Annotated in this window: 9 protein-coding genes; all 9 read left to right on the top strand. The window is 63.7% G+C overall.

Features of this window, described 5'->3' with window-relative positions; translation table 11 throughout:
* Positions 1-191 precede the first annotated feature (191 nt).
* Complete coding sequence (gene bcsN, locus VB618_RS08030) at positions 192-1061, top strand: cellulose biosynthesis protein BcsN (RefSeq protein ID WP_329796077.1); 870 nt, start codon at positions 192-194, stop codon at positions 1059-1061.
* 164 nt (positions 1062-1225) lie between these two features.
* A complete protein-coding gene (bcsA, locus tag VB618_RS08025) occupies positions 1226-3421 on the top strand; it encodes a UDP-forming cellulose synthase catalytic subunit (RefSeq protein WP_329796076.1) in 2196 nt (731 codons plus the stop codon).
* 9 nt (positions 3422-3430) lie between these two features.
* Positions 3431-5989, top strand: a complete 2559-nt coding sequence (locus tag VB618_RS08020) for a cellulose biosynthesis cyclic di-GMP-binding regulatory protein BcsB (protein WP_329796075.1) — start codon at positions 3431-3433, stop codon at positions 5987-5989.
* Positions 5986-7098, top strand: coding sequence for a glycosyl hydrolase family 8 (locus VB618_RS08015; RefSeq protein ID WP_329796074.1), 1113 nt, complete (start codon positions 5986-5988; stop codon positions 7096-7098). The genes VB618_RS08020 and VB618_RS08015 overlap by 4 nt, the downstream gene beginning before the upstream one ends.
* Positions 7074-9173, top strand: a complete 2100-nt coding sequence (locus VB618_RS08010; protein ID WP_329796073.1) for a tetratricopeptide repeat protein — start codon at positions 7074-7076, stop codon at positions 9171-9173. The genes VB618_RS08015 and VB618_RS08010 overlap by 25 nt, the downstream gene beginning before the upstream one ends.
* A 96-nt stretch (positions 9174-9269) precedes the next feature.
* On the top strand, positions 9270-9776 hold the full coding sequence (locus VB618_RS08005) for a chemotaxis protein CheW (RefSeq protein ID WP_329796072.1): 507 nt from the start codon (positions 9270-9272) through the stop codon (positions 9774-9776).
* Entirely contained in the window at positions 9776-11218 is a 1443-nt protein-coding gene (locus tag VB618_RS08000; RefSeq protein ID WP_329796071.1) for a CheR family methyltransferase, read from the top strand. The genes VB618_RS08005 and VB618_RS08000 overlap by 1 nt, the downstream gene beginning before the upstream one ends.
* Positions 11219-11220: 2 nt before the next feature.
* Positions 11221-11817, top strand: coding sequence for a chemotaxis protein CheW (locus VB618_RS07995; protein WP_329796070.1), 597 nt, complete (start codon positions 11221-11223; stop codon positions 11815-11817).
* Between the two features lies 1 nt (position 11818).
* Positions 11819-13492, top strand: coding sequence for a methyl-accepting chemotaxis protein (locus tag VB618_RS07990; RefSeq protein ID WP_329796069.1), 1674 nt, complete (start codon positions 11819-11821; stop codon positions 13490-13492).
* Positions 13493-13496 lie beyond the last annotated feature (4 nt).

Genomic DNA, 13496 nt, shown 5'->3' with positions numbered 1-13496 from the left:
TGAATGGGCCTGTCCGCTCCAGGGTTTGGCCCTCCAGCGAGCCAGACTGCATCGGCTGATTGGCTGGCCACCAGAGTTTCACGTTCCGCATGATCGCTTCAATGCCCGGGAATCAGATGCACTTCGGCGCTGCGGCGCCCGAGGCCTCTGTCGCCTGTGACCACCGGCATGGGGGCGGTTCTAGCAGGTTCATGAAGTTGCTCGCCGCCGCAGCCGCCCTGATGAGTGTCGCCGCGTGCGCAGGCCGCTCGGATCTCGGTTATGCGAGCCTGAATTCCGAGGTTCCGGCAACCCGTGCAATCATTGTCCCTCCGCCGGGCGGCCCATCCGTTGTCGCTGTTCTGCAGCGGACGTATCAGAACGGGATCTCGCAGGAGATCGCCTTGTCGACGGCCTCGCTGACGAGCGGGCAGAATGCCTTCTATGCCAGCATGCTCAACAACACCGCGAGCAACATGGAGATCCCGGAGACGCTCTCCTTGTCTCCTCTTACCCCAGACCGGATCGAGAGGGAGATGGAAGAGCGGATCCCCGGGGTCGAGATGCAGACATCCCTCGTCTACGTTCAGAACAAGTTCGGCCCCTTCGGATTTGCCACGGGACGCTCCGCCTCAGGCGACCTGTGCCTTTATGCCTGGCAGCAGATCGAACCTGACAAGCCTGCCGTTCTGGTGCCCGGGGGAGCGATCTCCGTCCGCCTGCGCCTGTGCGATGCCGATGCCAGCGTCGATCAGCTCCTGCGGGTCATGTACGGTTATACGATCGCGGCCTATTACCGTCAGGAATCCTGGAATCCCTATGGGGATCCACCATCCCCGCCTGCAGGGTTTGGCCAGGCCGACGCGCCGATGTATCCGCTGGGCCTCGACAGGAGGGACGACGCCGTGATCCGCCGGCGGGTCCTGTCCACGGAAAGCCGCCGCATCGCTCCTCCCGATGAGACATCCGAGCGCCTCATCGACAAGGATACGGTCGTGCCAGCCATCCCCGCTCCATCCTCGCCACAGAATTCTATGCCGCTGGGCGGGTATCCCGTGGTGCCACCCCCTCCGATCCAGTAAAGACTAAGTCTATCAATATAAACGTGATAACATTATATATTGAATTATTTACCTATGTGACATTAAGCCTAAGCAACGATACAGATATATTAATAGACCTGCCCTTAGTCTTGAACTAAGCGTGCACTCTCTCACGCGAACACTCAAGCCGAGAATCCGGACAAATGCGAGCAGGTCTTATCGTGGCCCTTTGGGCAGTGGCGGCGATCCTGATTGTCTCGCTTGTCGTTCTTCCCATCAGTCTTCAGGCGCATCTCGTTGCAGGCCTCACGGTCGTGGCCTGCATGATCATCATCAAGTTCTTCCGGGCTCAGGGGATCTGGCGCCAGATTGCCCTGGCCCTGGGTACAGCCATTGTCCTGCGTTACGTCTTCTGGCGGACCACCAGCACCATCCCGCCGATCACGGAAGTGGCGAACTTCATTCCCGGCTTCCTGCTGTATCTGGCCGAGATGTACAGCGTCACGATGCTGTTCTTAAGCCTCTTCGTGGTCTCCAGCCCGATGCCTTCGCGCAAGGCACCCCAAATCGACCCGCACAACCTGCCGACCGTCGACATTTTCGTTCCAAGCTACAACGAAGGCGCGGACCTCCTGGCAACCACCCTCGCGGCTGCCAAGGCCATGACATATCCGGACGATAAGCTGACCGTCTGGCTTCTCGACGATGGCGGCACCGACGAGAAATGCAGCTCTCCGAATGCAGTCACTGCGCAGCAGGCCCGGGAACGCCGCGCAGAGCTGCAGGCACTATGCGCTGCGCTCGATGTCCGCTACCTGACCCGCGCCCGCAACCTGCACGCCAAGGCCGGCAATCTCAACAACGGCCTCGAGCACTCCACGGGCGACTTGGTTGCCGTCTTCGACGCCGATCATGCCCCGGCCCGGAACTTCCTGACTGAGACCGTCGGCTATTTCACGGCGGACAAGAACCTGTTTCTCGTCCAGACGCCGCATTTCTTCATCAATCCCGATCCGCTCGAGCGGAACCTCGGCACGTTCCAGACCATGCCGTCCGAGAACGAGATGTTCTACGGCGTCATCCAGCGCGGCCTCGACAAATGGGATGCATCCTTCTTCTGCGGCTCGGCTGCCGTACTCCGGCGCGAGGCATTGCAGGAGACAAACGGTTTCAGCGGCGTCAGCATCACGGAAGACTGCGAGACCGCTCTCGAGCTCCATTCCCGCGGCTGGAAGAGCGCCTATGTGGACAAGCCCCTGATTGCCGGCCTGCAGCCGGACAGCTTTGCCAGTTTCATCGGCCAGCGCTCGCGCTGGGCGCAGGGCATGATGCAGATCATGCGCTACAAGTTCCCGCCCTTCAAACGCGGGCTGAAGCTGTCGCAGCGCCTGTGCTACATGTCGAGCAGCATGTTCTGGCTGTTCCCGTTCTCGCGCTTCTGCTTTCTCGTTTCGCCGCTCTGCTATCTCTTCTTCTCGCTGGAGATCTTCACCGCATCAGGAGGCGAGTTCTTCGCCTATACCTTCACCTATATGATGGTGAACTTCATGATGCAGAACTATCTCTATGGTCGCTACCGCTGGCCATGGATTTCGGATCTCTACGAATATGTCCAGACGATCTACCTTCTGCCTGCCGTGCTGTCTGTGATCGCCAATCCGAGCAAGCCCACCTTCAAGGTCACGTCGAAGAATGAGACCATGGACGAGAGCCGGGTCTCGGAATTGGGAACTCCCTATTTCATCATCTTCGGCATCCTGCTCCTTGGTGTGGTCGCCACCGGCGTGCGGGTCTGGGCGGAGCCCTACAAGGCTGACCTGACCCTTGTCACGGGAGCCTGGAACGTCCTCAATCTAGTCATCGCGGGCTGCGCCCTCGGCGTTGTGTCGGAGCGGGCGACACGCCGCCAGAGCCACCGGGTCCGCGTCGAGCGACCCTGCCGCTTTGTCATGGGCGACGAGATCATCGATGCTGTCCTGCGGGATGTGTCGGTCGGCGGCGCAAGGCTTCATGTGCCTCCCTCAGTCGAGCCCAAGCTGAAAAAGGGAGCCGCAGGCACCATCGAGTTCCAGCCTTTCGCCAACCTTCCGATCCAGCACCTGCCGGTGGAGATCCGCAAGGTCGGCATGGACGACGACGGGCTGCTGCTGGGATGCCGCTTCATGATCGAGAAAGCCGAGCACCGGAAGATGATCGCGGACCTCGTCTTCGCCAATGCGGATCAGTGGAGCGACTTCCAAAGGAACCGGCACTATGACATCGGTGTGCTGCGCGGAACGCTCTGGTTCTTCATGGTTGCGTTCTACCAGACCGGCCGGGGCCTCTCCTATTTCTTGGGCTTGCAGCGGATCGGCAGTTCTTCCCCTCCGGATCCATCTATTGCCGCAGCCGTCAAGTAGAGGTGTGTCGTGCGCCGCGTTCTGATCCCTCTCCTCCTAGGGCTGCAAGCGATCGGCGCACAGGGCGCCTTTGCCCAGGCGACTCCGTTCAACATGGTGCCCAACGGCTCGAGTGCGCCACAGGCAAGCCCCGCTCCTGCACCAAGTCAGGCCGTGCCTTTCGACATGCGCCAGCCCGGCTCGCCACCTGCCGCAGCACCGGTTCCACGACCAGCAGATCCGCAGCCGGCGCCACCAGCCGGCACAGCCGCGCCCTTCAGCATGGGACCGCGCAATGCAGCTCCCTCCGCAGGAACGGCTGGAAACGCTCCTCCGCCCGGCCGTGCGCCGGTCGCCACAAACGCTCCAGCGGCGCGCAGCGCTGCGCGCATCGAGCGGCCGATCCTTCCCTTCGAGACGATTCGCTTCGAAGGTGAAACCGACGCCAGGTCCTGGACCTTTCATCTCACGCAGGACGAGGCCGCGAGCGGCACCACCCTCTCGATAGGCTACAAGAACGCAGTTGTGGTCATGCCCGAGGGCTCTCGCCTGAGGATCATGATCAACGGGGAATCCGTGCTCGACACGCCGATCTCCTCGTCGAGCGACATCAGGCGCATGACAGCTTCCGTTCGTCCCGGTCTTCTCCGCCCGGGGCAGAACATCATCCGCATGGAAGCCCTTCAGCGTCACCGGACGGACTGCACCATTGCGGCGACCTATGAGCTCTGGACCGATGTGGATTCGGCATCCACGCGCCTTATCTTCGCCGAGGGAGCGACCAAGACCCTGCGTGGCCTAGACGATCTGCCGGCCGTCGGAGTCGACAATACGGGTGCGACGACAATCCGGGTGGTTGCACCCAAGATCTACCGGCCGGAGATCCGGGACCGGCTTCTGCGTCTCGTGCAGATGGTTGCCCTGCGTGGGCGCTATGCTCATCCTGTGATCCAGGTCATGGAATCCGATCCGGGTCCCTCGCCCGTCGGAACGATCAAGGTCGTCATGGGTCTTGCCAGCGAGTTGCGCGGCCTGGTGACCGGCATTCCGGATGCCGCCACGACACAGCCATTGACCATGATGATGCAGGAGCCGGGCTCCATCGGCTCGACCCTGGTGGTGGCAGGACCCACCTGGCAGGACCTCGACACGGCGATCGGGATCGTCAGGGCTCAGATCCTTAATCCTCTCAATGCCGAGCGCGGGATGATCGACACGGCTTCCTGGCACTGGCCAGAGGTTCCAACCGCGTTCGGCGATCAGTCGTTCCGCTTTGCGGACCTGGGCGTGCCGACGCAGGAGTTTTCCGGCCGGCGCCTGAAAGCTGACCTCGCCATCAACCTCCCCTCGGACTTCTATGCCACCGAGTATGGGGAAGCGATCCTGCACCTCGATGCGGCCTATACGTCGGCGGTCCGGCCCGGCAGCCATGTGAACGTGTTCGTCAACGGCCAGATCAGCACGCAGATGACGATCACCGCCCAGGGCGACATCGTCCGGCGGCATACCGTCCGGGTCCCGCTCAAGAACTTCAAGTCCGGACTCAACCGCGTCACCATCGAGTCAGCGCTGATGACGGACGCAGACGCACGCTGCGCGCCGGGAGAAACCCTGTCCGAGACGAACCGCTTCGTTCTGTTCGACACCACCACCCTCGAATTTCCGAAATTCGGGCGGATCGGCCGCCTGCCCGATCTGGCGGTTCTCGGCGCCGGCCGTTTCTCGGATGAAGACCTTCCCACGACCGTTGTGCTCGCGCGTCCCGACGCGCTGAACCTGTCCGCTGCCGGAACCCTCCTGGCCCGCATGGCGCGCAATGCCGGTCAGCCGGTGCGGGCGCAGTTCGCCAATGCGGCCTCCGCCGAAGATGAGTCCGTTCTGTTCATCGGCGCCGTCGACCAGATCCCGCCCGGCATGCTCAACCGGGTGAGAGTGACGGAGCACCTGCGCATGATGTGGCCCTCGACACCGGTTGCAGGCGACAAAGGTGCGCCGCAGACGGCAAGCGCGGATTTCACGATGCCCCTGAGCCAGGCATCGCCCGACCGCTCGGCCACGGCCTCAACCGACGAAGTGCGCAAGCGCTGGTCGGATACGTTCCAGCGCCGCGGTATCGTTCAGCAGACAATCGGCACCGTGCAGGACTGGCTGGAGAAAACCTTCAGCCTTTCCCTCTCGTCATTGAGTCTGGAGGAGCGGGCCGATGCGCCCTACGAGCCGCCGCAGCGGGCGGCTCTGCTCATGGCACAGAGCCGCAGTGAAGGATCCGGAGTCTGGACCCTGGTGACGGCCCGCACGGATCGTGCTCTGGCAGACGAGATGGCCCGTCTGGCCAATCCCATGCTCTGGTCTCAGGTCTCAGGACGAGCCGTCGCTCTGGATCCGAGGGAAATGAAGCTGCAGATCGAGCCCATCAACGATTATCGCTTCGTGCAGACGCAGCCGCCCTCGCTGACGAATCTCCGCCTCGTTGCGGCGAACTGGATGTCCGCAAACATCCTCCAATATGCTCTTATCATGCTGGCATGCTGCACGTTCTTAGGGATCACCACCGCCCTGCTCTTGAGCCGATTGGGACGACGCTCATGACGGCCCGGGTGCCGCGCCTTGCACCGCTCCTGCCATGGCTCCTCGCCATCTTCTCCCTCGTCGTGGCCCCGATGGCATTCTCCCAGAGCCTCTCCGTGCAGCCGCTGAAGATCGCCGGCACCGTCTCGTCGGCCGATTGGGAGGCTTACCGCTCCCGCTTCGTTGAGGACAGCGGTCGTGTGGTCGACACCGCCAACGGCAATATCAGCCACAGCGAGGGACAGGGATACGGCCTCCTCCTCGCTCTGGCGGCCTCCGATCGGCGCTCCTTCGAGCAGATCTTGAGCTTCACCTTCACCGAGCTCCTGATTCGGGACGACGGCCTAGCGGTGTGGAAGTGGGATCCCAGCGCAAAACCCAGGGTGACAGACCGCAACAACGCTACCGACGGCGATCTTCTCATTGCCTATGCCTTGGCAAAGGCGGGAGAAGTCTGGCAGGAGCCCCGTTACACCGCTGCCGCACAGAAAATCGCCAGAGCCATTGGCAAGAATACGTTCGGTCGCAGCGGCCGCTCCCTGGTGCTTCTGCCCGGTGCCGATGGCTTCGGAGCCGGGGATCGTCCCGATGGCCCGGTGGTCAACCTCTCCTACTGGGTTTTCGAAGCCTTTCCCGTGATGGCGGCGCTTGCGCCGGAATACGAATGGAACCGCGCCTGGCGCGATGGAGTCCTGCTTCTGCAGCAGGCAGCCTCGGGCCGCGTGCGACTTCCGGCGGATTGGCTTTCTCTTGAAAGCGGGTTGCAGCCCAAGCCTGCGGACGGCTTCCCGCCCGAGTTCGGTTACAACTCCTTAAGGATACCGCTTTACCTGTTGAGAGCAGGGATGACTGATTTGGAGTGGCTGAGAGCCCTCAAGCAGCGCTGGTCTGCGGAGAACGAAGGGGTTGCCGTGGTCAACGTGGTGACCGGACAGATCCGGGAACGGCTGACGGACCAGGGCTATGTCATTCTTCACGCGGTTCTGGCCTGTGCGCTCGACGGAACGCCTGTTCCGGCAGCGCTGAGGACGTTCGAGCCGAGCCTCTATTATCCGTCCACCCTGTACCTTTTGGCAAAATCCCTGCTGGGTGAGAAATATCCGCAATGCGTCTCGTCGGCAGCGCCATAACGACTGCAATCCTGATCCTGGGATTTGCAGCGATTGCGCAGCAGACCGGCCCCGGCGGTGCCCAGCCGCCTGCCGGATCGCCGCCGTCCGAGGCGCCTCCCGCCAACGGCTCCCAGCCGCAGGTCGATGAGTCCGCTCTTCGTTACTTCGCATCTCAGGGCGATACCCGCCGTGTGAATGCGGAGATCGCCCGGCTGCGGGCGCTTTATCCCAACTGGACGCCGCCCAGCGACCTGTCGCAGCTCTCGGCGGGCGGCGGCAGCGCTCCGCCCGATCCGATCATCGAGCGTTTGTGGAACCTCTATCGCGAGGACCGGATCGCCGAAGTCCGCGCGGCAATCGCCGAACGCCAAGCCTCGGACCCGAACTGGAAGCCACCGGAGGAACTGGTGACGGCCCTCCAGACGGTGGAGGCGCGCCGCCGTCTGGTCAATGCATCCGATTCCAGCCAATGGCAGACCGTGCTGTCCGTGGCGACCGAGGCGCCCGGCCTTCTCACCTGCACGAACGTGGACGTGCTCTGGCGCGTGGCGGAGGCGTTCGCCAGAACGGATCAGCCCACCCGGACGCGGGATGTCTACACCTATCTCCTGACCAACTGCTCCAACCCGGCCGAGCGCCTCGCGACGTTGCAGAAGGCCCTCACTCTTCTGCCAGAACAACAGGTCGCCGATCTGCTCCAGTTCGAGCGCAGGACCGGCGAGACCCCGGACGATTTCAGCTCCATCCGCGACGAGCTGGCCCGCCGCAGGGTCGAGCGGGCCTCCCTCGACAGCAAGACGACCGCATCGGCCGAAGACCTCGCGGCGGTCGAGCGGCTGATCAGGAACACGAACGAGGCCGGGCCCGTGCTGGTTCTCGGCTGGTACAACTACCACCATGGCAATCCGGCCCGAGCGCTTGAGCTGTTCAAGACGGGCCTCGACCGCAACGGCGGCGCCAAGGCGGCGGAAGGCTATGCCATGTCCCTGCGGGCGCTCGAGCGCCTCACTGAGGCCGAGGCCTTCGCCTATGAATGGCGCGAGCGCGCGCCCGAAAACATGAAGATCTACCTGGACATCGCCACGGCGCTCCTCGGCCAGGATCCGCCGCCACGACTCGATGCACAGGTAGTCACGCGGATCGTGCCGGCGGTGACGGCGCAGCGCTTCCCCGACGGAGCCCAGGCCCTGGGCTGGTACTCCTACAACACGCAGCAGATCCGGACCGCGCGGGACTGGTTCCGCACGGCTCTCGGCTGGAGGCCTGAGGACGAACCCGCGGCCTATGGCCTTGCCCTGTCGACGCAGCGCCTGAACGAGCGCGCGGCGTTCAATGCCGTTGTCGCCCAGTGGCGGGGTCGTTCTGAGCGCATCGCCGATCTCGCGGACGGCACCAATCCTGCCTCCGGGCGGCGATCCGGCCCGGTCCAGCCTCGGGCCGAGATGGATGCAGTGCCGCGCCCTGCCGTTCCCCGCCAAGTCACTGTGGAGCGTGTCGAGCTCGAACAGCCTCTCGTCCGGACCGAGGAGGGCGTGCGGGTCCGCCAGACCCAGGCCCGCTCCACTCTGGGGCGCAGCTGCGCGATGACGCGCAATCCCGCCGGTCTCTCGGGCGACGCGGCTCTCACGCGGGGTTGGTGTCTCATGGAGATCAACCGGCCTCTGGAGGCGGTCACCGCCTTCGACCGGGCGATCGCCACCGGTAGCGGTCGGGCCCGCGAAGAGGCAGCCTATGGCAAGTCCCTGGCTTACTTGCGCAAGAACCTGACCTCCGAGGCCGCCATCGCGGCAGCCGAGGCGCCTCAGACCCGGGCGCGCCAGGTGGAGCTCGGAGCGTCGATCCTGACGCAGCGGGCCTTGGCGGCCTATCGCGACAAACGCTACGTGGAAACCCTTCTCGCCCTGAGCGAGCGGGCGCGGCTCGTGCCGGAGCAGAACGATCTTCTGCTGATTCGTGGATGGTCCTATTTCAATCTCGGCCGCTACAAGGATGCCGAGCAGGTCTTCCGGGCGGTCCAGCGGACCGGTCACTCGGAAGAGGCCAGCGTTGGCTTGAACGCCATTCAAGAGGCCACGGGCCAGGTGTCTCAGTAGCCTGACCGCGCGGTTGCCGGAGACGTCCCGGTGCCTATCTAATGCTCACCAAGGCCTTCATCCCTCCCTCGGAACCGGCGTCCCACGATCTGATTCATGGCAAGCCTGCAGATCATCATCTTCGACGTGTGCGGCACCACCTGTGCTCTGCACCGGAGCGCCGTGCGCGAGTTCCTGCCCCTGCCCCGCCTGTGGCGTCCGCCAGTCCTGCCCCGGCCGGTCGCAGGCTTCTTCAATCTCGGCGGAGACGCAGTTCCCGTCCTCCGGCTCGACGTGCTGTTCGGCCTTCAAAAAGGTGAGGACGATCCGGAGGCCGATCTCTACCGCCACCTGATCCTGATCGGAGCCGGCAGCTCAGCCGGTCCCACCGCGCTGCTTGTCGACCGGGTTCTGGATGTGGCGACGGTCAACGCCACTCAGGTTTCCGACGTCCGGCAGGCGGAGACCCTGAACGGCTGCGTCGAAGCGGAGGTCACCTGGGGTGACCGGCTCGCTCATCTCCTGTCTGCCGAGCGAATCCTGTTGGCCGAAGAACAGCAGGCGCTGGCGGAGCTCGGGCGCCAGGCGCAGAGCCGCCTCGATGAATGGGCGGTGCCGGCCTGATGGCCGCACGGCCCATTCCTGTTCCGTTGCTCGATGCGGGCTTTCCTCACCTGAAAAGCCGTGTGATCGAACGCACGGGACATTTCTACTACCAGGACAAGGATGACCTGCTGTGGGAGCGCGTGCGCAAGCGTCTGCGCGCCACGGGCCTTTCCAGTTCCAGCGCCTATCTGACCCTGCTCGACGATCCGATCTCGGGTCCGGCCGAATGGGGAAAGTTAGAGGCCGAGATTACCATCGGCGAGACTTTCTTCTTCCGCTACGCGGAGCAGTTTGCAGCTCTTCGCGAGACCATCCTGCCCGAAATCATCGCCAGGAAGGCCGCTACGCGACGGCTGCGGATCTGGAGCGCCGGATGCTCCACCGGAGCCGAGCCCTATTCGCTCGCCATTCTCATCAATGAGATCCTCGGGGAGGGTCTCGGGGCTTGGCGCGTCAGCATTCTCGGAACCGACATCAACGACAGCGTCCTGAAAGCGGCCCGGCAGGCCCGGTTCGGCAAATGGGCGTTGCGCTCCATGCCGGATGAGCAGCGTGACCGTTACTTCGTAACCACGGGCAAGGAGCAGTGGGAGGTGCGGCGAGAGTTCCGCTCCCTGGTGCGCTTCGAGCGGCACAACCTGCTGAGCCTTCTCGACGGGACATCGCCGCTCGAACTCACCGACTTCGACCTGATTCTATGCCGGAACGTCCTGATCTACTTCCATCCCGACACGGTTACCCAAATCGTCGGGGCTCTGCGCGACCGCCTGGACGACGATGGCTGGATGCTGTTGGGCCATGCCGAGCCTAATCCAGTCTTCTCGACGATGTTGCAAACCCTGAACCTACCAGGGACTGTTGCCTACAGGCGTGGCGCCAGCGATGCGCTATTGCCGGCGCCTGCTCCGCTGCAATCCAAGACCACACTGCAGGATTGGAAACCGCTCCTGCCTGAACCGAGATCTGCAGCGTCGGCTCAAAGAACAGCCCTCCCGCGTCTCACGACGATCCTACAAAAGGCATCACCTCTTCCCGTTCCTCAGGAAGCAGGCGACCTCCTTGGCGATATCAGGACGCGTGCCAATGCGGGCGACTTCGCCGCGGCAGCCGACCTCTGCCGGAAGGCTCTCACGAAAGAGCCGCTGAGCGCCGCGCTGCATTTTTACCATGGCCTCATTCTTCGCGCGCTGAGGCATCCTGAAGAGGCTGAGAAAAGCTTCCTTAAAAGCCTTTATCTCGATAAAAACTTCGCCATGGCTCATTACCATCTCGGACTCCTGCTGCTCGCCGAGGGAAAATCGACCCCAGGGAGGCGCTCCCTCACTCATGCGGCCCAGAGCGTCGCAGCCTCGGCTGATGATTGCCCGCTCAATGAGGGGGACGGGGTGACCGCGAGGGAGCTGCGTGAGCTGGTGCGCATCCACCTCGACGCCGCAGCGCCGTCCAGACGGAAGGCATGACCATGGCGAAATCGGTGCGCCGCAAGCTGAGGCAGATCGAAAGGGGCAGGATCCGCTCGGCGGAGGAGCGGGTGCAGCATATCCTCGATGAGAGAACCGAGATTCTTGCATTGCGGCGCAAGGATGAGGCATTACCGGCGCAGGCCCTGCCGCGCGCCCTCGTCTGCGGTTCAGGGCGTGAGCGCTTCGGGATTCCTGTCGAGGCCGTCGCCGAGGTGCTGCCCCCGCAGAAATACATGCCCGTTCCGGATGGACCGCCGGCACTGGTCGGCCTGTTCGGCCGAGGCGGACGACTGGTGAGCGTGATCGATCTTGCGCTCGCGCTGGGCATCGAGCCATCCTCCGCGGAGGATGGAAGCTATCACTTCGTGCTGCTCCGCCGCGAGCAGCCGCAAGTGGCTCTCAGGGTCGAGCGCGCCCATGCGGTCGCCGATGTCCATCCCCTGACGGATGAGGAGGCCACAGGCTTCCGGACCGAGGCGGTGACCGGCTATGCGCGTGTTCAGGACGCCGGCGACCTGGGAGATACCCTGTCCCTTCTCGACACCGAGCGCCTTCTGCGCCCCTTCCTATCCTCTTCCCCTGTTCCTGGAGTCTGACGTGTCGATCTCGATCGCCAACCGTATTCTTCTTGGCTTCACCGTCATAGTTGTCCTGATGGTCGGGCTTGGCCTCTACTCCATCAACCGGCTCGACGACGTTCGTCAGACCACCGAACGGATTGTCTCGCGGGACATCTCGTTGATGCGCCAGCTGGAGGTCATCGACGATGACCAGAACGTCATGCGCAACCTGCGCCAGCAAATCATGGCAGGCTACCTGCTGCGCGCGCTCGGCCAGCAGGTTTCCTTCGAGGATCGCATCCAGGAATGGAACAGGGTGGCGGCAAAGACGGAAACAGATATCGCCCAGGCGACAACCATGACAAACGGCTTCGCCGCGCAGTCGATCTCTCAAGAGCGCGGAGCCGCCTGGCAGCGGGTCGCGGATCTGCTCAGGGAAGCCAACGAAGGTCTTCGCCAATTGCGAACAGCAAGCGAGCGGCAATTCGCGGAACTGCAGAGCGGCGATCTCGCCACCATGCAGAGAACTCAAGCTGTCCTGGATGCGCGACGCAGCGAATGGGTCAGAACCCTCGACAATGCCAGGGCCGTTCTGGCCGAGGCCAATGCCGTCGGGCAGCGGCAGGCCGGCGAGATCTACGAGAGAAGCCGAACCTCCATCATCGTCGCCGTGGCCGGTACCGCGTTGCTGAGCCTGATCATCAGCTATCTCCTGCGCTCTTCCATCATCACACCCCTCGGTGCTTTCATGGGCTTCGTCGAGCGGATCGGGCGCGGAGAGCTGGGCGGTCAGATGGCCGTGACCGGCAAGGACGAGATCGGACATCTCGGCGCCACGCTCAACTCCATGGTCGAGGGCCTGCGCCAGCTCGCGCGCCAGAGCCGCGAGGCGACCGAGAACCTGAATGCGGCCGCAGCCGAGATCCGCGCCTCGACCCAGGAACAGGCGGCCTCTGTGGAGGAACAACTGGCTGCCGTTCAGGAGACCGCCGCGACCGTCGACGAGATCACCCATTCGGGCGCCCAGATCGGCAAGCGTGCGCAGGAGGTCATCGCGTCCGCTCAAGCCGCGGCCCAGACCAGCATGGCAGGCCTGCAGGCGGTCGACGACACCGCACGCGCCATGGATGCGATCCGCGAGCAGGCCGAAGCGGTGGCGGAAAACATCGTCGCCTTGAGCGAAAAGACGCAGGCCGTCGGCGAGATCATCGCCTCCGTCAACGACATTTCCGAGCGCACGCATCTTCTGGCTCTCAATGCAGCCATCGAGGCTGCCGCCGCCGGCGAGAGCGGCCGCAGTTTCGCAGTCGTGGCCTCCGAGATGAAAACACTCGCCGATCAGGCGAAGGATGCGACCACGCAGGTGCGCTCGATCCTGGGCGACATTCAACGCGGCATCAACTCGTCCGTGATGCTGACGGAAGAGGCCGTCAAGCGCGTGACAGCCGGCAAGGAGCGCACCGACATCACGCAGCAGACGATTACCGGCATCTCGGGTCAGATTCAGGAAAGCGTGCAGACCTTCCAGCAGATCGTCGCCTCAACGAACCAGCAGCAGCTCGGCATCGAGCAGGTGATGGGCGCTCTGCAGAACATTCGGCAGGCGAGTCAGCAGACAGCCGCCGGAACACGCCAGCTCGACACGGCAGCGGCCAATCTGTCTCAGCTCTCGCAGCAGCTCCTCGGCCTCGCCGAACGCTACCGCCTGTAACAGG

The organism is Microvirga sp. CF3062 (assembly GCF_036314045.1).
Lineage (GTDB): Bacteria > Pseudomonadota > Alphaproteobacteria > Rhizobiales > Beijerinckiaceae > Microvirga.
The sequence above is the reverse complement of the archived record's forward strand: the minus strand, read 5'-3'. Positions and strand labels throughout refer to the sequence as shown.